The organism is Dentiradicibacter hellwigii (assembly GCF_041770905.1).
In the GTDB taxonomy this organism is placed as follows: domain Bacteria; phylum Pseudomonadota; class Gammaproteobacteria; order Burkholderiales; family Rhodocyclaceae; genus Propionivibrio; species Propionivibrio hellwigii.
The window spans coordinates 421,901-446,093 of the sequence record NZ_JBEUWX010000002.1 but is presented as its reverse complement, the minus strand read 5'-3'; the positions used below and the strand labels follow the sequence as shown (position 1 = coordinate 446,093).

At 58.3% G+C, this 24,193-nt stretch carries 19 protein-coding genes, 1 tRNA gene and 1 pseudogene; 11 read left to right on the top strand and 10 right to left on the bottom strand.

The genetic code is table 11. The features are described from left to right. The first annotated feature begins 332 nt into the window (after positions 1 to 332). Positions 333 to 731 carry a DUF3597 domain-containing protein gene (locus ABCS64_RS04350; RefSeq protein ID WP_418890680.1) on the top strand — a complete coding sequence of 133 codons (399 nt, stop codon included), beginning with the start codon at positions 333 to 335 and terminating at the stop codon, positions 729 to 731. Positions 732 to 1,178: 447 nt separating this feature from the next. Here the strand turns inward: ABCS64_RS04350 and pepN are convergent, their stop codons facing one another. The 5 genes from pepN to scpB (ABCS64_RS04325) form a co-directional block, all read right to left on the bottom strand. After that, positions 1,179 to 3,908 (bottom strand): aminopeptidase N, encoded by a 2,730-nt coding sequence (gene pepN, locus ABCS64_RS04345; RefSeq protein WP_418890679.1) that lies wholly within the window; start codon positions 3,906 to 3,908, stop codon positions 1,179 to 1,181. Between the two features lie 520 nt (positions 3,909 to 4,428). After that, positions 4,429 to 6,093, bottom strand: coding sequence for an energy-dependent translational throttle protein EttA (gene ettA, locus ABCS64_RS04340; protein WP_418890678.1), 1,665 nt, complete (start codon positions 6,091 to 6,093; stop codon positions 4,429 to 4,431). 403 nt (positions 6,094 to 6,496) lie between these two features. Beyond that, on the bottom strand, positions 6,497 to 7,231 hold the full coding sequence (locus tag ABCS64_RS04335; RefSeq protein WP_418890677.1) for a TerC family protein: 735 nt from the start codon (positions 7,229 to 7,231) through the stop codon (positions 6,497 to 6,499). Between the two features lie 457 nt (positions 7,232 to 7,688). Continuing rightward, positions 7,689 to 7,847: a glycine cleavage system protein H gene (locus ABCS64_RS04330; protein ID WP_418891881.1), complete on the bottom strand. Its 159-nt coding sequence runs from the start codon at positions 7,845 to 7,847 to the stop codon at positions 7,689 to 7,691. Positions 7,848 to 8,219: 372 nt separating this feature from the next. Further along, on the bottom strand, positions 8,220 to 8,999 hold the full coding sequence (scpB, locus tag ABCS64_RS04325; protein WP_418890676.1) for a methylmalonyl-CoA decarboxylase: 780 nt from the start codon (positions 8,997 to 8,999) through the stop codon (positions 8,220 to 8,222). Positions 9,000 to 9,322: 323 nt separating this feature from the next. On the opposite strand from scpB (ABCS64_RS04325), the gene ABCS64_RS04320 reads away from it, so the two are divergent. The 7 genes and pseudogenes from ABCS64_RS04320 to ABCS64_RS04290 all read left to right on the top strand — a co-directional run bounded on the left by ABCS64_RS04320 (position 9,323) and on the right by ABCS64_RS04290 (position 15,938). After that, positions 9,323 to 10,207: a 3',5'-nucleoside bisphosphate phosphatase gene (locus ABCS64_RS04320; protein WP_418890675.1), complete on the top strand. Its 885-nt coding sequence runs from the start codon at positions 9,323 to 9,325 to the stop codon at positions 10,205 to 10,207. Then, on the top strand, positions 10,204 to 10,842 hold the full coding sequence (locus ABCS64_RS04315; protein ID WP_418890674.1) for an L-threonylcarbamoyladenylate synthase: 639 nt from the start codon (positions 10,204 to 10,206) through the stop codon (positions 10,840 to 10,842). The genes ABCS64_RS04320 and ABCS64_RS04315 overlap by 4 nt, the downstream gene beginning before the upstream one ends. Positions 10,843 to 10,848: 6 nt before the next feature. Further along, positions 10,849 to 11,502, top strand: a complete 654-nt coding sequence (locus tag ABCS64_RS04310; protein WP_418890673.1) for a site-2 protease family protein — start codon at positions 10,849 to 10,851, stop codon at positions 11,500 to 11,502. An 86-nt stretch (positions 11,503 to 11,588) separates the two neighbouring features. After that, positions 11,589 to 12,425 carry a segregation and condensation protein A gene (locus ABCS64_RS04305; RefSeq protein WP_418891880.1) on the top strand — a complete coding sequence of 279 codons (837 nt, stop codon included), beginning with the start codon at positions 11,589 to 11,591 and terminating at the stop codon, positions 12,423 to 12,425. Positions 12,426 to 12,675: 250 nt separating this feature from the next. After that, a complete protein-coding gene (scpB, locus tag ABCS64_RS04300) occupies positions 12,676 to 13,242 on the top strand; it encodes an SMC-Scp complex subunit ScpB (RefSeq protein ID WP_418891879.1) in 567 nt (188 codons plus the stop codon). Then, positions 13,232 to 14,740 (top strand): pseudouridine synthase, encoded by a 1,509-nt coding sequence (locus ABCS64_RS04295; protein ID WP_418890672.1) that lies wholly within the window; start codon positions 13,232 to 13,234, stop codon positions 14,738 to 14,740. The genes scpB (ABCS64_RS04300) and ABCS64_RS04295 overlap by 11 nt, the downstream gene beginning before the upstream one ends. 192 nt (positions 14,741 to 14,932) lie before the next feature. Next, positions 14,933 to 15,938 (top strand): annotated as a pseudogene (locus ABCS64_RS04290) (virulence RhuM family protein). 221 nt (positions 15,939 to 16,159) lie between these two features. On the opposite strand, the gene thrC reads toward ABCS64_RS04290, so the two are convergent. From thrC to ABCS64_RS04270, 4 genes are read right to left on the bottom strand one after another with little or no spacing between them, the layout of a single operon-like run. Further along, positions 16,160 to 17,614: a threonine synthase gene (gene thrC, locus ABCS64_RS04285; protein WP_418890671.1), complete on the bottom strand. Its 1,455-nt coding sequence runs from the start codon at positions 17,612 to 17,614 to the stop codon at positions 16,160 to 16,162. A gap of 23 nt (positions 17,615 to 17,637) precedes the next feature. After that, entirely contained in the window at positions 17,638 to 18,948 is a 1,311-nt protein-coding gene (locus ABCS64_RS04280; protein WP_418890670.1) for a homoserine dehydrogenase, read from the bottom strand. Then, positions 18,945 to 19,403, bottom strand: a complete 459-nt coding sequence (locus tag ABCS64_RS04275) for a GNAT family N-acetyltransferase (protein ID WP_418890669.1) — start codon at positions 19,401 to 19,403, stop codon at positions 18,945 to 18,947. The genes ABCS64_RS04280 and ABCS64_RS04275 overlap by 4 nt, the downstream gene beginning before the upstream one ends. Position 19,404: 1 nt before the next feature. Continuing rightward, a complete protein-coding gene (locus ABCS64_RS04270; RefSeq protein WP_418890668.1) occupies positions 19,405 to 20,637 on the bottom strand; it encodes a pyridoxal phosphate-dependent aminotransferase in 1,233 nt (410 codons plus the stop codon). A gap of 352 nt (positions 20,638 to 20,989) precedes the next feature. Between ABCS64_RS04270 and ABCS64_RS04265 the strand changes: the two genes are divergently transcribed. After that, complete coding sequence (locus tag ABCS64_RS04265; RefSeq protein ID WP_418890667.1) at positions 20,990 to 21,874, top strand: polysaccharide deacetylase family protein; 885 nt, start codon at positions 20,990 to 20,992, stop codon at positions 21,872 to 21,874. A gap of 139 nt (positions 21,875 to 22,013) precedes the next feature. Here ABCS64_RS04265 and ABCS64_RS04260 read toward each other — a convergent pair whose 3' ends face one another. Then, on the bottom strand, positions 22,014 to 22,706 hold the full coding sequence (locus tag ABCS64_RS04260) for a Bax inhibitor-1/YccA family protein (RefSeq protein ID WP_418890666.1): 693 nt from the start codon (positions 22,704 to 22,706) through the stop codon (positions 22,014 to 22,016). 207 nt (positions 22,707 to 22,913) lie between these two features. Here ABCS64_RS04260 and ABCS64_RS04255 point away from each other — a divergent pair. Next, positions 22,914 to 23,003, top strand: a tRNA-Ser gene (locus ABCS64_RS04255). Between the two features lie 646 nt (positions 23,004 to 23,649). After that, complete coding sequence (locus ABCS64_RS04250) at positions 23,650 to 24,183, top strand: GNAT family N-acetyltransferase (protein ID WP_418890665.1); 534 nt, start codon at positions 23,650 to 23,652, stop codon at positions 24,181 to 24,183. Positions 24,184 to 24,193 lie beyond the last annotated feature (10 nt).

Below are 24,193 nucleotides of genomic sequence, written 5' to 3'. Positions count from 1 at the left end.
TTAAAAATCCCGGCAACGGCACGGCCAAAATCTCGGCAACGGCACGGCCATCCAGAATCAAAATAGCCCAATGCCCAGTACGCCTTCCATCAAATCCTCAAGCCCTCCTCAACCCCTCCTCAAGCTCAACGCCGGCGGGATGGCGGCCGCGGCCAAACTACGTCATTTTCATTCCACAATGATGATTTATCAGGCATGATACGCCCCATGGCCTGCTGCACGGGTCAGCCGCCGCGTCCGCCGTGTTCTCCGCGTTCTTTTTTGCGCTTTAGCTTTCACACCGTCACGGGACGCTTTCCGTTTCTGCTTCATCCAACCTGAAAGGAACCATTATGGGAATTTTTAGCACGATCCTGTCCAAGCTGGGCTTTGGCGAAGCTGAGGCCGCCGCGCCAGATCCCTCGACCGCTGCCCCTGCTGCCCCTGCTGCCCCCGCCGCTTCTGCCACTTCTGCCGCACCGACGCCAATCAGCACCGTCGATGTCGTCTCCAAACTGGAAGGGATGGCCAAGGCCAACCCTGAAAAGCTGAACTGGAAGACCTCCATCGTCGACCTGATGAAACTTCTCGGCCTCGAAAGCAGCTTGGCCGCGCGCAAGGAGCTGGCTACCGAACTGGGCTGCCCGGCCGAAAAAATGGGCGATTCGGCGCAGATGAACATGTGGCTGCATAAAACCGTGCTGCAAAAGCTGGCCGAAAACGGCGGCAACATCCCGAAAGAACTGCTCTAGGGTCTTGGCCGGCGCTGAGCGGCGATACCTGCTTCAGCGGGTTGAGCCAGAACGCCGGCAAGCGCCGCTTCTCCTGACGTACACAGCAAGGCCGCCTGGAAATCCAGGCGGCTTTTTTATCCCATTTCAAGAACGCCCTGAGATACCCTGTCCACGCGGGTTTGCGAGCATCCTCCTCTGAAGCGCCCTAAATACGCGGGCTAGCGGGCATCCTTTCCGCGGCGCCTAAAACATAGCGGCTCGACTTTGCCAAAAGACAAGGCGTTAAGCCGCTGACAGACCATTCAGTACGGCAAGGCAAGGCCAACACAGCAACGCAGTATTTTGGCAAAGGAAGCCGTGATTCCCCTGTTTATGTTTTTTGATGCCCGGAAGCCCTTATATTTAAAGGGCCTCCGGGCGATTTATGTTTTCTGGCTTGTTTGAAAGGGTCTCAGGGCAGAATTTTCAGCGCGTCTCACCACTTGCCAGCAGGTTATCGACGACTTCGGCCACGTCGCGCGACAGGTTCGGCGTCTGTCGAACCGCTTCCAGCGCAGCGCGGGCATGCGCCTGTCGGCCGGCATCAAACCTGCGCCAGCGGTCGAAACTGCGCGCCAGGCGCGAAGCCACCTGCGGATTGAGCGGATCGAGTTTCGTGACCCACTCGGAGATCAATCGATAGCCGCTGCCGTCGGCCGCGTGGAAGTGCCGATGATTGGCGCCGAAGGTACGCAGCAGGGCATACACTTTGTTCGGATTGCGGAAATCGAAGGCCGGGTGCGCACTCAGCTCGCGAATGCGTTCCGCCGTCACGGCGCAGCTTGTGGCCTGCACCGCCAGCCATTTGTCGACGACCAGCGCTTCGTCCCGATAACGCGCGTAGAAATCGGCGAGCGCCTGCCCGGCAAGCGATTCTGGGCAGCATTCGTCCGCTTCGTGCGTTTTCTGTTTTCCCGAAACCTCTGCCATCTCGCCCATCTCCTGCGCCAACGTCGCCAGCGCGGCGAAACGGTCGGTCATGTTGTCCGCCTGGCGGTATTGCGTCAGCGCCAGATGCAGCCCCGCTTCACCGGCCGCCTCGCTGCGCTCGGCAAGATAGCTGAGGCATTGATTACGCAGGGCGCGCTCACCCGCACCCTGCATATCTGGCGGGCAGGAAGCCCGGTTCTCCCCGGCCGACAACGCTGCATAGACGGCCGAAAAATCTTCCGACAACGCATCGGCCAGATAGGTGCTCAGGCTGCGCCGCGCCTGATATAGCGCTTCCGGATCAACCGTCGGCAAGGATTCTGCCAGCGTTGCTTCACTGGGCAGACTCAGCGCTTCGGCAACAAAACCGGCGCCAAACGCGGCGTGCCCGTTCAGCAGCCGGCGCACGGCCTCGGCATAGGCGGCAGGCCAGACGGGGGGACGTCCGGCGGCGATCTGCGCCGTCGCCGCCAGAATCAGGCGGCTGGCCAAGCGCTGCCCGGCCTCCCAGCGATTAAACGGATCGCTGTCGTGCGCCATCAGGTAAATCAGGTCGGTATCCAGATCCTCTTTATCGAGAATGACCGGCGCGGAAAAATCACGCAGCAGTGAAGGAATCGGCGGCGCATCAATGTTCTCAAAAACAAAGGACTGACGATTCTCGTTGAGCAGCAATGTGCGCGCCGAACCCGGCAATTCGCCGCCGGAAGGATCGTACAGGGCAACGCGGATGGGGATCGGATACGGCGCGGCATCACTTGCGCGAATGTTGGACTGCGTAAAGTTCAGTGTGTAGCGTCTGGCCGCCGCATCATAGGCGCCGGATACCGCGACGCGCGGCGTGCCCGGTTCGGCATACCAGCGCATGAAACGTTGAAGATTAAGGCCGGGATTTTCTCCTGCCGCATCCGGCGTCTGTGCGGCCATCGCCGCAACAAAATCCTCACACGTCACAGCCTGCCCGTCATGCCGGCGGAAATATTCCTCCAGACCGGCGCGAAAAGCGGCGCGTCCGATCAGCGTCTGGATCATGCGCACGACTTCCGCTCCTTTTTCATACACCGTGGCCGTGTAGAAATTGTTGATTTCCACATAAGAGGACGGTCGCACCGGATGCGCCATCGGGCCGGCATCTTCAGGGAACTGCACGGCGCGTAACGTGCGCACGTCCTTAATGCGCGCCGTGGCGCGATCATGCGCATCCGCACCGAACTCCTGGTCACGGAACACCGTCAGCCCCTCCTTGAGCGAGAGCTGGAACCAGTCGCGGCAAGTGACGCGGTTGCCCGTCCAGTTGTGGAAATATTCGTGGGCGACGACACGGTCGATATTCTCAAAATCGGTATCCGTCGCCAGATCGGGGCGCGCCAGCACGTACTTGGTATTAAAGATGTTGAGGCCTTTGTTTTCCATCGCCCCCATGTTGAAATCGCTGACGGCAACGATCATGTAATGGTCGAGATCGCACTCCAGGCCAAAGCGCTGCTCATCCCAGCGCATCGCCTTTTTCAGCGCCGCCATCGCGTGTCCGCACTGGTCGAGCTCGCCGGGCTCGACGTAGATCGCCAGATGCACCGTGCGCCCCGAAGCCGTCGTGAACGCATCGCGCAGCACATCAAGCCTGCCGGCAACCATGGCAAAAAGATAGCAGGGCTTACGGAATGGGTCTTGCCAAACCGCGTAGTGGCGGCCGTCCGGCTCATCGCCCGCCGCAACCGGGTTGCCGTTGGCAAGCAGCACGGGAAAGCGCGCTTTATCGGCATGCAGCGTCACCGTATAACGCGCCATCACGTCCGGCCGGTCAGGGAACCAGGTAATGCGGCGGAAACCCTGCGCCTCGCACTGGGTGAAATAGCCGTCGCGGCTGCGGTAAAAACCGGACAGCGCCGTATTTGCATCCGGTTGGATACGCACGCGCGTTTCCAGTGAAAAACGCTCCGGCAGATCACCGGACAGCGTCAATGACTGCGCCGTCAGTTCGTATTCATCCGGCGCCAGCGCCCGACCATCACAGCGCACCGATAACGTTTCCAGTGCTTCGCCATCGAGCCGCAGAGGCTGTCCTGCTTTGGCCTCCGGGTTGCGGCGACATGCCAGCGTCGCCGTGATGCACGTTCCATCCGCGCGGATATCGACATCGAGCCTCACTTCATCAACCAGCCACGGCGGCGGCGCATAATCGGCCAGGCGAACAGGAGAGGAAATCGTATCGTCAGTGTCGTGCATGATTGCTCCGAAAAATTATAAAAATGAGCCCAATGATAAGCCCAGTCGGCGATGATGGCCGAAATATCGAGGCATCAGTCGAGGCATCAAAAAAAGCCCGCCGGAATAGCGAAGGGCGCAGGAACAGCGTGCAATCCGATGGGAAGCGATACCCCGTTCCCACCCATGCGGCCAAAAATTATGGGGAAAGCAGCCGCTGTCGCTGGATCCAGGATCGTCAGATCAGCCAACGTCGCGCCATCCTACGCCGATTCCCTACACCGGGAGAAAGTCTCCAAACAATCTCCAAACACTGCGGTGATTTTTTAACGAAGGCCGAGCCAGAGGCGTGCATGAGCGATGCAAGCACGCACAGCCGCTGGCGTGCCAATCCGGCAACCCAAGCCACAATTAAAAATTGGCTGCGGCAAGACAGAAGACGCATAGTCACCCTCCTCGTGCGCCAGACGGGATGCATGGCATATGCAGCCGCGATAGCCGCGAAAACAAACGGCTATCTTGAAGATTGGCGGCCGCAGATTCAGCGAGCGATCGGCTTGTAGCGGATGCGTTTTGGCTTTGCGCCCTCCTCGCCCAGTCGCTTTTTCTTGTCTTCTTCGTATTCTTGGTAGTTGCCGGTGAAGAAGATCCATTGCGATTCGCCTTCGGCGGCCAGAATGTGCGTGCAGATGCGGTCGAGGAACCAGCGGTCATGGCTGATGACGAGCGCACAGCCGGCAAATTCGAGCAATGCATCTTCGAGCGCACGCAGCGTTTCCACGTCGAGGTCGTTGGAAGGTTCGTCGAGCAGCAACAGATTGCCGCCCGTCATCAGCGTTTTCGCCAGATGCAGGCGACCACGCTCGCCGCCGGAGAGTTTGCCGATAATTTTCTGCTGATCGGCGCCCTTAAAATTGAAGCGGCCGATGTAGGCGCGGCTGGGCATTTCAAATTTGCCGATTTGCAGGATGTCGCGCCCATCGGCGAGTTCCTCGAAAACGGTCTTGTTGTCCGAAAGGTTTTCCCGACTCTGGTCGACGTAGGCCATTTTCACCGTCGGGCCGATGACAATCTCACCGCTGTCGGGCTGCTCGGCACCGGTGATCATGCGGAATAGCGTCGATTTGCCGGCGCCGTTCGGCCCGATGATGCCGACGATGGCGCCAGGCGGCACAGTAAAGCTCAGGTTATCGATCAGCAATCTGTCGCCAAAGGCTTTGCTCACGCCCTTGAATTCGATCACCTTATCACCCAGCCGCTCAGCAACGGGGATAAAGATTTCCTGCGTTTCGTTGCGCGCCTGGTATTCGTGGCTGGACATTTCCTCAAAACGGGCCAAGCGCGCCTTGCTCTTGGCCTGTCGCGCCTTGGGGTTGGAGCGCACCCATTCTAGTTCCTGCTTCATCGCCTTCATGTGGGCGTCGAGCTGTTTCTGCTCCTGTTCGAGCCGCGCTTCTTTCTGCTCCAGCCAGGAAGAGTAGTTGCCTTTCCAGGGAATACCGTGGCCGCGGTCAAGTTCGAGAATCCACTCGGCCGCATTGTCAAGGAAGTAACGGTCGTGCGTCACGGCGACGACGGTGCCGGGAAAGCGGACAAGATACTGCTCCAGCCATTCGACGGACTCGGCGTCCAGGTGGTTGGTCGGCTCATCAAGCAGCAGCATATCGGGCTTGGAGAGTAGCAATTTGGCGAGCGCGACGCGGCGTTTCTCGCCACCGGAAAGATGCTTGATGGACGCCTCCCACGGCGGCAGGCGCAGCGCATCGGCGGCGATTTCCATCTGGTTTTCCGTATCGGAGCCAGCGGCGGCGATGATGGCCTCCAACCGCGCCTGTTCCTCAGCCAACTTGTCGAAGTCAGCATCCGGTTCGGCATAGGCCGCATACACCTGATCCAGCCGCGCCTGCGCATTGATGACTTCGCCCATGCCGCTTTCGACTTCATCGCGTACGGTTTTTTCCGGGTTGAGACGCGGTTCCTGTGGCAGATAACCGATTTTGATGCCGGCCAGATGCTGTACTTCGCCGTCGTATTCTTTGTCCTCGTTGGCCATGATACGCAGCACGGTCGACTTGCCTGCGCCGTTGAGGCCGAGCAGGCCGATTTTGGCGCCGGGGAAGAAGGAGAGGGAAATGTCTTTGATAATCTGCCGCTTGGGCGGTACGACTTTGCTCACGCGGAGCATGCTCATAACGTATTGCGCCATGACGAACCTTGCCTGAAGTAAAAGGATTGGATGATTGAAAAAGCGAGGAAAAGCCGTGAAGGGCTGGAGTTTACCCGAGCCGCGCCGGTTTGTACCGCTGGCGCGGCGGCGCGGCTTTTGCGCTATCTGCCCTGTTTTGATGCGCTTGCCACCCACACCATCTGTGGCACCTGTGGCTACGGATAAACACTCCCAACCCGATCTAATGCGAATGCGCCACCCAAGCCACCCGCCGCTTGTCCGCATGTAGCGGGCATTTCCGGCCACCCTGCCCTGAAACGCCCATCCAGCAAGGGCTACAAAGGAGGCTAGCCGGAAAAGCCCAAAAGACACGGGCTACAGCAAGCCAACGCACCGCTGGCCAGGTAGTATCCAGGACAAAGGCAAAGCAACGCGTCGCGGCTTAATCGTGCTGCGCGGGGAGTTTCTTGCTCCTGTTCCTGCGCATTCTCAGGTTAAGCGTCTCGACGGTCAGCGAGAAAGCCATGGAGAAGTAGATATATCCTTTGGGCACATGGTAGCCAAAGCCATCGACGATGAGTGTCAGACCAACCATCAGCAGAAAAGACAATGCCAGCATTTTGATCGTCGGGTTGGCTGAGACGAATTCACCAATAATCCGGGCAAAGAGCATCATCAGGCCGACGGATGCCACGACAGCGGCGATCATCACCTCGACGTGATCGACGAGGCCGACGGCAGTGATAATCGAATCCAGCGAAAAAACCAGATCGATCATGATGATCTGGAAAATAATGGAGGAAGCCGTCACCTGCCCGGCACTCGTTGTCAGATGCTCTTCCTCGCCCACGACCATCTGGTGAATTTCCTGCGTACTTTTCCAAAGCAGGAAAATACCACCGCCGATCAGAATCATGTCGCGTGCGGAAAAGCTCTTGCCAACAAAGGAAAACAGCGGCTCTGTCGCACCAACGATCCAGGAGAGGATAAGCAGGAGGCCGATACGCATGAACATGGCCAGAAACAGCCCGAGCTTCCGGCTTCTTTCCCGCGTCTCACGCGGCAGCTTATCGACGAGGATCGAAATGAAAATAATGTTATCGATCCCCAAAACCAGTTCAAGCACCGTCAGGGTCAGAAATGCGATCCACATCTGGGGATCGAGCAGAATGTGCATGGTTAATGCCCTTTGAAAATATTTTGGCCGCCAGAGGCAATTCACAGAAGCAATTTACTGTGACGGCTTTTCATCAACGGCGGATTCTAACGGCGACAGCGCCATGAGAAAAGAGGCAAAAAGCCTTCGGAAGAGACGCCTGTTTTTATCCTGATTCCAATTTACCCGTTCCGCCCTGTTGTTTCGTTTTACCTCTCTCCTGATGCCATTCGGTCAATCATGTTTCATCCGTGCCCTAAAAATCGAACGTACTTTTCAGGCATCGGATTGCGCATACGGAAACGCCTGATCGGATTAAATCGGATGAATTGTCAGCCGGCCAGATATCGTCCGGTTTTGCCGACGCCCTCGCCGGCAGCAATCGTTGCCTTGGCGAACCGGCCAGTTTCAGGATTCTGAACCTTCCGTGCACTCAGCGTACATTCAGGCGTCCGCCGGGCTAGCGTATGCCGCGGCATCAAGCTGTGCGTCGACATCCGCGTCGTTGTCCGGCTTCAGCCGGAATAACCAGATCGGTTTGCGCATTCCGGCTGATGCGTTCCGGTGAATCGACAACGGCGGTATGGGTTTCGACCACCGGCGCATATACATCGGAAGCGGCCTTGACCGATTCGATGGCGACGGCTTCCTGCCCGGCAATTCGACGAACACGAGACCGCCCAGCAATTCCTGGGCATGGCCGGTCATGCCGATGGTCGGCATACCGTCAGCTTAAAACGCGCCCATTCATGACTCTGCGTGCACTTCAGGTTAGCGGAAATATTAATACAAAATATCCTTAAATAATATATAAAACAATATATTATAAATATTACTTAATAAATTACATTAGGAAATTTCAGCGCCGTGTCGCGCACGAAGCGGGCCTGCCGTATTCATCGTAAACGCCACGTACTGCCAAACACCCCACCCGCCCTGGATAGAAAATAAAAAGCCTTCCATGCGCCCTTATTGCGGTTGAATTGGGCGCTGGCAACTCGACTTTTGCCTACCGCCCAGGAAATTTCGGCTTGCGTTTTTCACGGAACGCGCGGATGCCTTCCTGATAGTCCTCGCTGTCATAGACAACCCGCCGCATTCCCTGGATACGCTCGAACAACTCGGGCGACACAGCATGGGCGCTGGAAAGCATATGCAAGGTATTTTTCATGACACTGATGCTGAGCGGAGAATTCATGGCGATGTGCGCAGCAATGTTTTCAACAAAGGATTCGATCTCATCCGCCGGCCTGACATAATTGACGATACCGAAATTGAAGGCCTGGTCGGACGGCAGCGGCTGTGCGGTAAACAACATCTCCTTGACGATCGGCAGCGGAATCATGTTGAGCAGGGTCAGCAGACCGCCAATGTTGTAGGGCACGCCCATCTTGGCGGGCGTGATAGTAAAAGTGACATTTGGCGTGATGACGAGAATATCGCAGGCCATGGCGACTTCGCAGGCGCCGCCCCAGACGCTGCCCTCGATCATGCCGATGACAGGCGCCGGACATTCCTGGATGGTGCGGATCAAAAGGCGTAGCGGGTCGTTCCAGCCCAGCGGGTCGCGTTTGCCGCCAGGCAGCTCACTGACATCGTGCCCGGCCGACCAGACCCGGGCGCCCGGACGAGCGCGCAGGATGATTGCGCGGACTTCCTGACGGCGGAAATCCCTGAACGCCGCAATGATTTCATAGACGAACGCTTCGCTAAGCGCATTGCGTTTTTCATCGTGATTCAATGTGATGATGCCGGTAAAACCGCGCGTTTCCGTGATGATGTGCGCCATAAGAAGCCTCCTTTGTGACGGTTCTTTTACCCTTGCATTTTGCCTGTGATGCGGAAGCGTACGGAGAAACGGCATCCGCCAGAACGGCACCGAAAATTTTCGTCTGAAAATAAACTCATAAAGATCAAAGAACTACCTGCTATCACCATGCAGCATTCCGCGACAAACCTCCGTACACACGCTGACGCTCTGCCGATGCCCGCCAGGCATTTTGCCGTTTTTCTGTCGCCTTTCCACCTTTTTTCACCGTCATTTCCGGCACCTGTCCTGGCGCACCGGATTGGGACGGAAAGGATTGATATGCCGGGGTGAAAAGCCTGGATATGGTACCATCGCGCCTTCAGTTTTTTCCCGGTTTTCCGCATCTTTCCGCCGTGTTCGTTGTCGATCTTCACTGTCACTCTACTGCCTCTGATGGCCTGCTTGCCCCCGCTGATCTTGTCCGTCGCGCGGCGGACAACGGCGTGACCCTGTTTGCGCTGACCGATCACGATACGCTGGACGGTTTGCCCGAAGCGCGCGCAGAGTCGGAACGACACGGCCTGCGTTTTATCCCTGGCGTCGAGATTTCCATCGAATGGTCGGGCGCCCAGGTTCATGTGCTAGGCCATGATTTTGACGCGAACAACGCCGCGCTGACCGCCGGTCTGGCCTCGATTCATGACGGCCGTATCGAACGCGCCCGCCGCATGGCTGACGCACTCGCCGCCATTGGCCTTGACGGCTGTTTTGAAGGCGCCATGCGCCATGCTGGCAACCCCGGACTGATCAGCCGCGCACACTTTGCCCGCCACCTCGTCGAACGCGGTGTATGCAAGGATGTACGCAGCGTTTTCGAAGCCTATCTGGTCCCCGGCAAACCCGGCTATGTCGAACACCGCTGGCCGTCGCTCCAGGAGGCGGTCGATTGGGTAAACGGCGCCGGCGGCCTGGCCTCAATTGCACATCCGACGCGCTACAACTTCACGCGCAGCGCATTGCGGCAGTTGCTCAAGGAATTCAAGGCTGCCGGCGGGCGCGGGCTGGAAGTTGTCTCCGGCGCCATGCCGCGCGAGAGCATTGCACAATGCGCCCGGCTGGCCGAGACACTGGGCTTGGCGGCCACCTGCGGCTCGGATTTCCACGGCGCCGGGGAAAGTCTCACCGATCTGGGACGCATCGCCCCTTTGCCCGACGGGCTGACACCTATTTGGGAGCTTTTCCGATGAGACGCTATCTGACGGTTCATCCCGACGATCCGCAACCGCGCCTGCTGGCGCAGGCCAGCGAAACGCTGCGCGCCGGCGGCGTCGTGGCGATCCCGACCGATTCCTGCTACGCGCTGGCCTGTTGTCTGGGCGAGAAAGCGGCAATGGATCGCATCCGGCAAATTCGCCAGCTTGATGAGCGCCACCACCTGACGCTGATGTGCCGCGACTTGTCGCAGATCGCCCAATTTGCACGCGTCGACAATGCCCAGTATCGCCTGCTCAAGGCGACCACGCCGGGCAGCTACGTATTCATTCTCGAAGGCAGCCGCGAGCTGCCGCGCCGTGTGCTGCACCCTAAACGCAAGACGATCGGCCTGCGCGTGCCGGATCACCCGCTTGCGCAGGGGCTGCTGGCAGAATTGGGCGAACCGCTATTGACCTCGACCCTGCTCTTGCCGGGCGATGAAACGCCATTGACCGAAGGCTGGGAAATCGACGACCGGATTGGCGATGCGCTCGATCTCACGCTCGACGGCGGCCATTGCGGCATCGAACCGACGACGGTGATCGACCTGACCCATTTGCCGCCACAACTTGTGCGCGCGGGGCGCGGGCCGCTTGCGCCGTTTGGTTTGACCCTAGCGGAAGAATGAGACGCCATGGATCTTTCCGATACCCTGCAAATCATTCTGGTCGCCGCCCCACCGGCCATTCTTGCCATCACCCTGCACGAGGCGGCGCACGGCTACGCCGCCCGCTATTTCGGCGATCCGACGGCCTGGCAGGCTGGACGCATCAGCCTCAACCCGCTGCGCCATATCGACCCGATCGGCACGCTTTTGCTGCCGCTGCTGCTCGCCCTGTTCAAAAGCCCGATCCTGTTCGGCTGGGCCAAACCCGTGCCGGTCAGCATCCACCGCCTGCGCCACCCCAAACGCGATATGTTATGGGTCGCCGCAGCCGGCCCGGCAGTCAATCTGCTGATGGCCGTGGGCTGGACGGCATTGCTCAAGCTCGACACGCTGATCCCGTACAACATGCTGAGTCAGCCGCTGGCGCTGATGTGCCAGGTCGGCATCATCATCAACCTGTCACTGGCGATGCTCAATTTGTTTCCCATGCCGCCGCTCGATGGCGGACGCATTGCCGCCAGTCTGCTGCCTGAACCGCTGGCTAGCCAATTCGCCCAACTCGAGCGCTGGGGATTTCTCATCCTCATCGCGCTTCTTTATTTGGGCGCACTCGACGTAACGGTCTGGCCGCTGGTCGACGCCCTTGAGCGGTTCATTCTCTCCCTGTTCGCACTGACGTGAATCCAACGCCCCTTGATTCTGAATCCGGCTTAGGGACAGCGGAAAGCAGCATGCAGGAACACGCACACGCCCCGGAAATGCCGGAAATGCGCACGGCACCGCCGGCTGCGGCATCTTTCGCCGCCATTGCCGCGCCGGCAGAGGCCAGTGCGCCGGTTGCCCGCATTTACGGCGAACCGATGCAGCAGATGCCGCTCGATCTGTACATCCCGCCGGACGCCATGGCGGTGATGCTCGAAGCCTTTGAAGGCCCGCTCGACCTGCTGCTCTACCTGATTCGCAAGGCGAACATCAACGTTCTCGACATCCCGATGGCGCCGCTCACCGAACAATATCTGACCTACGTTGAGGCGATGCGCGCACAGAATCTCGAACTGGCGGCCGACTATCTGGTCATGGCCGCCATGCTGATCGAAATCAAGTCGCGCATGCTGCTGCCGCGCCCGAAAGCGCCGGAAGGCGAGGACGCCGAAGACCCGCGCGCCGAGCTGGTACGGCGCCTTGTCGAATACGAGCAGATGAAGCTGGCGGCGCGCCGACTTGACGACATGCCGCAGGCAGAGCGTGATTTCGACTGGGTAGACGTCTGGGTCGAAAAATCGGCACAACGCCGCCTGCCCGACGTGCGCCCGGAAGATCTGCACGCGGCCTGGCAGGCCGTGCTGCGCCAGGCCAAACTGCATATGCGCCATACCATCGCGCGCGAAGAACTGTCGGTGCGCGAGCACATGGGCCAGATTCTGCGCCTACTGCGCGACAACGGCGGCTTTGTCGAATTTACCGATATGTTCGATGTCGCGCGCGGCCCGCAGGTTGTCGTCGTGCACTTCATCGCCATGCTTGAACTGGCGCGCGAATGCCTGCTCGAGATGACGCAGGAACACCCTTTTGCCCCCATCTACGTGAGGTTGGCTGATGGATGACATTCCCCCAAAAACCGTGCTTCCCGGCACAACACCTTCACTGAAAGCCGGCAAAGCCGATCAACCCGAAGCGGCAGCGATCCTGCCGGTACAGGAAACCCCGCATCCTCCGGAAATTCGGGAAACTCCGGAAAGGTGCGCTGATGCCGAAAACGCGGCACAGCCGGCTGATACAGGCACCGGCCCGAATGCGGCGCCGGAGGCGCAGAGCGAAATGCCCTCCCTGGAAGCAGAAGCCTTTGCGCTCGAAATGTCGCCGCCTGACCCGCCGGATAACGCCCGCGAACTCAAGCGGATTCTGGAGGCCGTGCTGCTCAGCGCAGCCGACCCGCTGAGCATGGCGGATCTGCGCCGCGTCTTTGATGGCGACATTGGCGCCGATGTTCTGCGTGTCCTGCTCGACGAACTGCGCGCCGAATGGGCGGAGCGGCCGCTTGAGCTGCTTCAGCTGGCAAGCGGCTGGCGCTTCCGCACGCGCGCTGAATTCATGCCCTATCTGGAAAAACTTAACCCGGAAAAACCGCCGAAATACTCGCGCGCCGTACTCGAAACCCTGGCCATCGTCGCCTACCGCCAGCCGGTGACGCGCGGTGATATTGAGGATATTCGCGGCGTTACGGTCTCCTCGCAGGTGATCAAGGCGCTCGAAGAACGCGGCTGGATCGATGTTGTCGGCCACCGCGATACCCCGGGACGCCCGGCTCTGCTGGCAACGACACGCAAATTTCTCGACGATCTCGGCCTGCGCAGCATCTCCGAATTGCCGCCGCTTGAAGCGATGATGAACCACGAACTGGATCTATCCCATGCCCAATGATTCCAAAGGCCGCGCCGGCAGACCGGCAAGAAAAGCCGTTGCTGGACAATCCGCACAAAAAACCGCCCCAAAGCGCGGCAACCATGCTGGGCAAGCAGCCTCGCGCGAAAACATCCGCGCGGATGAGCGCCTGGCACAGGCACGTTCTGCCCGCTCAGCGAAAGCCTCAAAACCATTCCGCCAATCAGACCGCCCGCGCCGGCAACCTGAGCATCACGAGCACCGTCCGTGGTATGAAGAACCCAGCGAACGCAACCATTACGGACATCCTGACGCCCCGTTGGTGCGCCGGAATAAAAATGGCTCGCCCGATAAGGCAGCACGAAAGGCGCGGCCAAGTCGCCGAAATGACCGGCAAGATGACGGGCAGGATCGCCCGCCTCAGCAAGCCCGACAGAAACCACCGCAACCGGAAAGGTTGGAGCGGACAGCATGGCGGGGGAAACGCGACAGGAACGATAGGCACGATAGGTACGACAAGCCGGCGCTGACGGACAAACCGGATCGCCCGGAAAACCCGCGCAATTTACGCCGCACGCCGACAGAACACCGCTTCCCGCCTCGCCACACAGAAAATGTCGATCTGGCCATCGCATTTGCACAGTCCACACGATCCGCCCGATCCATTCAGTCCGACCCGGCTGCCTCACACAGAGACAGTGGCCGCGGCAAAAAAAGCCGGCGCAGAAATTTCCGGGAACCGCAAGGCACGCCGGAACGCCTGCACAAGCTGCTCGCCCAAAGCGGCCTCGGCTCGCGCCGCAAAATGGAAGAATGGATTGCCGCCGGCCGCGTAACGATCAACGGTCAAACGGCGATGCTCGGCCAATCGGCCTATCCGGGCGACCGCGTCAAGATCGGCGGCCGTCTGGTCAATCTGCGCTTCTCCGGCCGCCTGCCGCGCGTCATTCTCTACCATAAACCGGAAGGCGAAATTGTCTCGCGCGATGACCCCGACCACCGTCCCAGCGTTTTTACGGCGTTGCCCAGACTCTCCGGCGCGCGCTGGATTGCGATCGGCCGTCTCGACTTCAACACCAGCGGCCTGCTGCTATTTACGACTTCCGGCGAACTGGCCAACCGCCTGATGCACCCGCGCTACGAACTCATCCGCGAATACGCCGTGCGCGTGCTGGGCGAACTGACTCCGGAAGCACAACGGCGCCTCATCGACGGGATCGAACTGGAAGACGGCATGGCGCAGTTTGCCTCGCTGCACGAAGACGGCGGCGAAGGCGCCAACCGCTGGTATCGCGTCTCGCTGTACGAGGGACGCAACCGCGAAGTGCGGCGCATGTTTGAATCTGTCGGCGTCACCGTCAGCCGCCTGATGCGGGTGCGCTACGGCCCCTTCATTCTGCCGCCCCGCCTCAAACGCGGCCGGGTCGAGGAACTGGACGAAGCGACCGTCCGTCGCCTGCTGGCAGATTTCGGCATGGCTCAGGATTTACCGCAAGCACGGCCAGCACAGCGCCCGCGCCGCGGGAGGCGTCAATAAAGTCAATTCCACAAGGGATGCCCTGAAGCCCGTGTAAACAGGGCATCTCCGGGCACCCTGCCCGGAGATCCTTTATCCATAAGGGTTTCAGAGGTGCCCCACCGGAAACGCCCTATCCACGCGGGCTTCCGGGGTGCTTTTTTCCGTGAGTAAACCAGGAATCGATGCAAGGCCAGTGAAAGAGAGAGCACAATGAGCAAACTCATCCGCAACAGCACGGCTGAATTTTTAATCTTTACGGCACAGCATACCAACCAAAGCCTGCGTGTCCGCTACGAAGCGGGTGAAATCTGGCTCACACAAAAAATCATGGCGGAGCTTTTTGCTGTGGACGTGCGCACCATCAGCGAGCATCTGGGCAACATCTTCAAAACAGAAGAATTATCGGAAGACGCAGTTATCCGGAATTTCCGGATAACTGCCGCTGACGGCAAAACCTACACTGCTAAACATTACAACCTTGATGCCGTTATCTCCGTGGGCTACCGCGTCAACTCCATCCGCGCCACCCAATTTCGCCAATGGGCAACGCGCGTACTGCGCCAATTTGCGCAAAAAGGCTATGTACTAGATAAAGACCGCATGGAAAACGGCGCTTTTCTTGGTGAAGATTACTTTGAACGCCTGCTGGAAGAAATTCGCGAAATTCGCCTTTCTGAGCGCCGTTTTTATCAAAAAATCACCGATATTTACGCCACCGCCGTGGATTACGATAAAAACGCCCCCACCTCCAAGCGCTTCTCTGCCGGCGTACAAAACAAACTGCATTACGCTGTACACAGGCACACCGCTGCCGAGCTGATTATCCAGCGCGCGGATGCCTGCAAACCACACATGGGGCTCACCTCTTGGGCAAAAGCACCGGACGGCAAAATACTCGCCAGCGACACCATTACCGCCAAAAACTACCTGACGCAAGACGGGCTTAATCGTCAGCGCCTTTCTTGACTTAGCCGAGCGCCGTGCCAGACGCAAAATCCCCATGACCATGGAAGACTGGGCAAAACGCCTGGATCGTTTTCTGCAAGGTGATGATTTAGCCGTTTTAGAGAACGCAGGTACAGTCAGCGCAGAAACCGCGCACGAACACGCCCAACGCGAATACGGCAAATTCCGCCCAATACAAGACGCACAATTTCAAAACGACTTTGATAAAGCGCTTGCCGCCGCAAACCAAGTCAAAAAAGACAAATCATAAGCACAAGAGGGATGCCCTGAAGCCCGTGTAAATAGGGCATCTCCGGGCACCCTGCCCGGAAATCCTTTATCCATAAGGGTTTCAGAGGCGCCTTGCCGGAAACGCCCTATCCACGCGGGCTTCAGGGGTGCCTCGGTAAGTGGAGACGTGCCGTGGGAAGCCGCCGCGGTAAGCAGAGCTGCGCCGCGCGCCCTCAAGCCGCGCAGGTAAAATCTGCCGAATCAGGCCGGGCGGCAATGCGCGGCGATGAAGCGCTTGACGGCGTCAGCATCCACATTCATGACTTCGACCCGCTGCGGCAATGCTTCAATGCCGCGCATGCTTTCAGGGCGCGGCGGCGCAATGCCCAGCGCTTCGGTGATCGTTTCCTCAAATTTGGCCGGCTGCGCCGTTTCCAGCACCAGCGTCGGCATGTCCGGCCGGCGATGCTCCGCCGCGACCTTGAGTCCGTCAGCCGTATGCGTATCCACCATGACGCCGTAGCGTGCGTAGATGTCGCGGATCGTTCGCAGGCGGTCGGCATGCGTACTTTTGCCGGTGACGAAGCCAAATTCCGGCAAGTGCCGGAAATGGTCGGCATATTCCGATGAAGCCAGGTCAAAACTACCGCCGGCATCCACTTTCGCCCATAAGGTACGGATGAGGCTCGGGTTGCGCCCGACCAGATCAAACACGAAGCGCTCGAAGTTGGATGCCTTGGAAATGTCCATCGACGGGCTTGAGGTGACGAAGGTTTCCGTCGTCGATCGGGGGCGATAGCAGCCGGTGCGGAAAAATTCGTCGAGTACGTCGTTTTCGTTGGTTGCCAGAATCAAGCGACCAATCGGCAGGCCCATCATGCGGGCAATATGGCCGGCACAGATATTGCCAAAATTGCCGGAAGGCACGGCAAAAGCGATCTCGTCGTCATTATTGCGCGTGCCGGCGAAATACCCCTTGAAGTAATAGACCACCTGCGCGGCGACGCGCGCCCAGTTGATCGAGTTGACCGCGCCGATACTGTATTCGGCCTTGAAGCAGGCGTCGTTGAACACGGCTTTGACGATATCCTGCGCGTCGTCAAACATGCCGCGCACGGCGATGTTGAAGATGTTCGCATCCTGCAGCGCGTACATCTGCGCGCGCTGGAAGGCGCTCATCCGGTTGTGCGGCGAAAGCATGAAGACACGGATGCCGCGTTTGCCGCGCATGGCGTATTCCGCTGCCGAGCCGGTATCGCCGGAGGTGGCGCCGAGGATATTGGTCGTCTCTCCCCGCTTCGTCAGTACATATTCAAAGAGATTGCCGAGCAGCTGCATGGCCATGTCTTTGAAGGCCAGCGTCGGCCCATTGGAGAGTTCAAGCAGGCCCAACCCCGGCTCAAGCCAGTGCACCGGGGTGATTTCGGCGGCCTTTTCCGGCGCGCGGCCATTGCAATACACGGCCGCCGTGTAGGTTTTGTCGACCAGTCGCTTGAGGTCGTCCGCAGGAATATCGTCGATGAACTTGGAGAGGACGGCAAAGGCCAGGTCGGCATAAGACAATTTCCGCCAGGCGTCCAGCTCGGCACGCGTGACGCGCGGGTAGGCTTCCGGCAGGTATAGCCCGCCATCCGGCGCAAGGCCGCTCAGAAAAATTTCGGTAAACGTCTTTTGCGACGGGATTGACGAATTATCCCGGGTCGAGACATAGCGCATGATGGCTCTCCGAATGATTACGATTACATCAGCGATTCAAGCCGCAAGCGGATGATTTCGCCAAGCACCGTGGGCAGCGTGCCGATTCTGGCAATCGCGGCATCCACGTTCTTTTCACGCGTTTCATGCGTGAGCATGATGATATCCGCCTGGTCTTCGCCTTCATCGGGTTCGCGCTGGAACATGGCATCAATCGAAATTTCCTGGTCGGCCAGGATCCGTGTAATGTCAGCCAGGACGCCCGGTTGATCGGCGACGCGAAGGCGTAGGTAGTAGCTGGTAATGATGTCTGCCTGCGGCAAAATCGGCAGGTCGATCACGGCATCCGGCTGAAACGCGAGATAAGGCACGCGATGTTCGGATTCGGTGGCATGCATGCGCGTGACGTCGACGAGATCGGCGATGACCGCCGAAGCGGTCGGCTCGGCGCCCGCGCCCTTGCCGTAATACAGCGTCGCCCCGACGGCATCGCCTTTGACCAGCACGGCGTTCATCGCGCCTTCGACATTGGCGATCAGGCGCTTGGCCGGCACCAACGTCGGATGTACACGCAGTTCAACGCCCTCCGGCATGCGCTTGGTGATGCCCAGCAGTTTGATGCGATAGCCGAGCTGCTCGGCATATTTGATGTCGACCGCTTCCAGCTTGCTGATGCCCTCAATGTAAGCCTTGTCGAAGTTCACATTGTTGCCAAAGGCAATTGCACTCATCAGCGAGATTTTATGCCCGGCGTCAATGCCCTCGACATCGAAAGTCGGGTCAGCCTCGGCATAACCCAGCCGTTGCGCTTCTTTGAGCACTTCGGCAAACGGCAGGCCTTTTTCACGCATTTCGGTCAGGATGAAATTGGTCGTGCCGTTAATAATGCCGGCGATCCATTCGATGCGGTTGGCCGTCAGCCCTTCGCGCAGCGCCTTGATGATCGGAATCCCCCCCGCCACGGCGGCCTCAAAAGCGACGATCACGTCTTTTTCACGCGCGGCGGCGAAAATTTCATTGCCATATTTAGCCAGCAGCGCCTTGTTGGCGGTCACGACATGTTTGCCGTGCTCGATCGCCTTCAGCACCAGCTCGCGCGCCACGCCATAGCCACCGATCAGTTCGATAATGATGTCGACCTCCGGATCGGCAACGACGGCAAACGCATCGTCAGTCAGGCGACAGGCGCCGCCGGTGACCCGGCGCGCCAGTTCGAGGTTTTTATCGGCGACGACGGTAATTTCGATCGGCCGGCCGGCACGGCGCGCAATTTCATCGGCGTTGCGCTTGAGTACCGCGTAGGTGCCGCCACCTACCGTGCCAATTCCCAGCAACCCTACCCGCATTGGTTTCATTCCAACCCTTTCCTAAAGCAAAACGCGGGGATATGCATCCCCTCACGAAAATAAAAATGATGCGCCCGGCTCCGCTGCACGCCGGAATCGAGCGCCAGCACGCCGCACCCTAATTGCCGGGCGCGCGCTTCCAGCCAGTTAAGCATCGTTTTGCCCGCACCGCGCGAACGGCGGGACTCATCACTCACCAAATCGTCGACATACAGGCGACGTCCTTCATAAGTGTTCTCGATTACCCGCCAGACGGCAACGCAGATGACTTCTTCCGTTCCTGTTTCCGTTCCCGCCGCCACTACCACGCACATCCGGGCGCCAGCCGCAAGTACCTGCGCCATCCTTCCCGCATAATCCGCTGGCAGCCCCGGCCGCAGCTGGCGGTGGACGGCTTCGGCTTTAATTAGCCAATCCGATGCAATGATCTGCCCGGAGGCATCACCAATTTCAATGATGCGCATCTCAGCGCCCTGCTCCGTAACGTTTGCGGTAACTCTCCAGAAAGCGGGCAATGCGTGTAATCGCTTCGCGCAGGTCTTCCTCGTGCGGCAAGAAAACCAGCCGGAAATGATCGGGATACGGCCAGTTGAAGCCCGTCCCCTGGACCAGCAAGACACGCTCGGCCAGCAGCAGCTCCTTGATAAACTCCTGATCGTTCGTGATCGGGTACATCTCCGGATCAAGACGCGGGAACATATACAGTGTGGCCTGTGGCTTAACACAAGTGACGCCGGGGATCGCCGTGATCAACTCGTGGGCCAGATCGCGCTGGCGGCACAGCCGCCCGCCCGGCGCGACCAGATCGTCAATGCTCTGATAGCCGCCCAGCGCTGTTTGAATGCCATACTGCCCAGGCACATTGGCGCACAGGCGCATCGAAGCCAGCATATCCAGCCCTTCAATGTAATCGCGCGCCGCGCTCCGGTCGCCGGAAACGAACATCCAGCCGGCACGATAACCGCAGGAGCGGTAATTCTTCGACAGTCCATTGAGGCTGATCGTAAGCACGTCCTCTGACAGCGAAGCAATCGCCGTATGCTTGACGCCGTCGTACAGCACCTTGTCGTACACCTCGTCGGCATAGACGACCAGGCCATGCTGACGGGCAATCGCCAGAATTTCCCGCAGTACGTTTTCAGGATACACAGCGCCGGTCGGGTTGTTCGGGTTGATGATGACGATCGCGCGCGTATGCGGCGTAATCTTCGCGCGAATATCGTCAAGATCAGGCAGCCAGCCATTGTTCTCATCGCACAGATAATGTTGCGGCGTCCCGCCCGACAGGCTGACTGCGGCCGTCCATAGCGGATAATCAGGCGCCGGCACCAGCACCTCGTCCCCCGTATTCAACAAGGCATTCATCGCAATGGCAATCAGCTCGGATACGCCGTTGCCAATATAAATATCATCCAGCGTCACCCCTTTGATATTTTTCTGCTGGGTGTAATGCATGACGGCCTTGCGCGCAGAAAAAATCCCCTTGGAATCGGAATAACCGGCGGCATTGGGCAGATTCCGGATCATATCGAGCTGGATTTCTTCCGGCGAATCAAAACCAAAAGACGCCAGATTACCGATGTTCAGCTTGATGATTTTGAGGCCTTCATCTTCCATGCGCTTGGCCTGCTGGAGTACAGGACCGCGAATGTCATAGCAGACATTGGCCAGCTTGTTTGATTTAAGTACGGGTTTCATCACATTTACCTTCACCACCGGACAAAAAACGACGCCCGCCAGAGTATGTTGCGGAATATCGCACCCGATGCGAACCCATCCGCAAAATGCGCGGCCTCAAACCTCAATCTGGCCGTGCAATCGAACGATCACTCATGGCATGCGCCGGAAAGTTATAATCTTACTTGCTCACTTCATGTGCCGCAATTTCCGGCATTATTTCGACACCATTGCGTTGCAACTCATGAATATTGAGGTTACGGAAAATCTGCGGCAGCCGTCCTATCCACACGCATTCGCCCTGTTGCAGGCTGCCCCGCGTCCTGAATAAAATCCCACGTTCCCGATACACGCCACCCACTGCACCGCACTCATGAAACGTATCGCCCTGAAAATCGACGTCAACACCCACCAAGGCGCACTGACCGGTGTGCCGGCGCTGCTGGCTCTGTTCGATCGCTATCAGGCATCGGGAACCTTCTTTTTCTCATTCGGCCCGGACCGCGGATTTCAAGCGCAAACCACTCTGCTCAGAAATTGCCTGCGCAGCATACGTCTTCATGGTCACGGTCCACAGGGCGCCGACATTAGTAAAGACTGCGGCCACATTTTGCGTGAGACGCTGGCGGCCGGATTTGAAATCGGTGTCGGCGCATGGAACCAGGCTGCCTGGGAGAAAAACGTCGGGACGGCAGACGCGGCCTGGATCACAACCTCCATGCAGCGCGCACAGGCAGAATTCACCGCCCTTGTCGGTGAACGTCCGGCCGCCATCGCCGCGCCTGGCTGGCGTAGCAGCCGACGCGCGCTACGCCTGACACAGCGCCTTGATTACGCTTACGCCAGCGATTGTCGCGGCAGCCACCCTTTCATCCCGATCGTCGAGGGGGAGATCATCGCCTGCCCGCAATTGCCCACAACGCTGCCAACGCTCGATGAAATTCTTGTCATCGACCCAACACTATCGCCGGAACAGGCTGCTGAGCGTATTCTGCAACTCTCAAAAGTCATTCCAGGCGACCATGTCTGCACCCTGCGTGCCGAAATTGAAGGCGACTATTTTGCCGATGCCTGCGAGTACCTGCTGCGTGGTTGGCAAACTGCCGGCATTTCGCTCATCGCCTTGCGCGATCTCTATATTTCCCTGGATCTGGAGGCACTCCCCCGGCACGCCGTCGTATTTGACGAAATCCCCGGCCGACCGGGAAAACGAATGATCCAAGGGGATCTGTTTCCCGCCCCCTTACCGCCCACCTGACAAGCCGAACCGGCTTATTCACGGGTATTCACGGACATTGGCAAAAAACCAGAACGACAGAGCAAAAAAACGGGCGGCTCAAGCCGCCCGTTTTTTTTGCTGTCAATCCTTCAGCAACCTGATTGGTGTTCCTGCACGCTCAGTCACGGCTGCCGGTAAAAGCCATCAGCAGGTTAAGCAGATGGACGAAGATATTGTAGATATCCAGATAAACCGCCAATGTCGCTGAAATGTAATTGTTTTCACCGCCATTAACGATACGGCTGATGTCGTAAAGGATATACGCGGAAAAAAGCAGCACGCACACAGCGGAAATCGTCAGTGACAGTGCCGGAATCATAAAAAACCAATTGGCAACCATTGCCAGCAACGTCACGACCAGGCCGACGAACAGGAATTTCCCCATGAAGCCGAAATCTTTTTTTGTCACCGCGGCAATGCTTGCCAGCGTGAAGAAGATTGCCCCCGTGCCGCCAGCGGCCGTCGCAATCAGCGTCCCACCGTTGGAAAAGCCCAGCGCGACCTGCAGGATGCGCGAAAGCATCAACCCCATGAAGAAGGTAAAGCCCAGCAAAAGGAGAACGCCCAAACCGCTGTTTTTGGTGCGCTCAATACCCCACATGAACGCAAACGCGACGCCCATAAACATCAGGAAAGACACCCCCGGGCTGCCGGCAAAGAAAGAAAACCGCATCTTCACGCCAATCAGCGCGCCGATGACCGTCGGCACCATCGACAAAGCGAGCAGCAGGTACGTGTTGCGCAAAACACGGTTCTGCTGCGCAGCGACCCGAATGCTTTGACTCGTCATCACATCATAATGTTGCGACATAAAACGATCTCCCGTAAAAAAACCTCGCCTAAGCGAAATGAGGGCAGCGTACGGTAAGTCACACAATGCAGGGGTAACAGTCTGTAACGTGGTATGATGCGACCCGCCTCACGGAAAGCGCCAGAAGTCTAGAAGCGCGCCGGGCGAAAAAACAGGCCGAGAGATATCCCGGAATCCAACAACCTTAGCAGTAGAAAATGGGAATACGGTGGGTTGGCAGAGCGGTTGAATGCACTAGTCTTGAAAACTAGCAAGGATTTACGTCCTTCCAGGGTTCGAATCCCTGACCCACCGCCATCACAACAAGAACAAAAAGCAGGCGAGCAACCTTGCTCGAAACAGTTGGAAAAACCAGTCTGGCAAGACGTTCAACCTATTGATATTCAACGTTAATTGACCAGACCAACTCATCGTTCCGATGGGGCGGATATCTGGATACACCGATAACCCGTATCACCGAGCCGTTCCGCGCCAGCGACTGCATTCCCGCATTCCCACATCCCCGTATTTCCACACGCCCGCACATTTTTCCAGATCGTCTCAATTTCCTGCTGTGCCTGTTCCGTAAGGAAGGCGTCGATGCCAAAACAAGCTGTATCGGACAAACCAATCGTGCAGAGATCATCGGTCAGAAATGTGCAGTAATCCGTATCGACAGGAAAGTTCTGTCGCTGAAAAACAACATCATCTAGGCAAACCGGTCTGGACTGCACCTGTCCAGTCAATTCGAGTTTCTGAAGAACCCGAGATTTCCGAAGAACCACCAGGCAGTGAAACACGTAGTTTTATCGGTTTTTGCTACGCAATGTACGCCCCGCCCCGCAACACGAGGCTATTCTCATCACTCATGAATCTTTTTAATCTACACTTTCGTGCAGTTTCACGACGTAACCCTTTCTGACGCAACCATTTCTGCGCGATCTCGACCTCACCGGATTAAACAATGACGCTACTGATACGCCCTGCCCGAGCGGAAGACTGGCCTGCCATCTGGAATATCGTCGAGCCGACGATTCGTGCCGGCGAGACCTATGCGCTCGATACAGCGATGAGCGAAGAAGCCGGCCGCGCTTACTGGCTGGGGCAGGACAAGGAAACCTTTGTCGCCGAGTCGGAGAAGACTGTGCTCGGCACCTATTACCTGCGGACCAACCAGCCGGGCGGCGGCGCACACGTCTGCAATTGTGGCTATATGACGCATCCCCATGCCACGGGCCGCGGCATTGCACGACAAATGTGCCTGCACTCTCTCGAATACGCCCAAACGCGGGGCTATCGCGCCATGCAGTTCAATTTCGTCGTGAGCACCAATGAACGCGCCGTCCGGCTCTGGCAATCGCTCGGTTTTCACATTGTGGGCCGCCTGCCGCTTGCCTTCCGGCACCCGAAATATGGCGATGTCGATGCGCTGGTCATGTTCCGGCAGTTATCGGCAACAGACTTGACACCGCGGACTTCCTTGCATCATCCTGCATAAAACTCCCGTT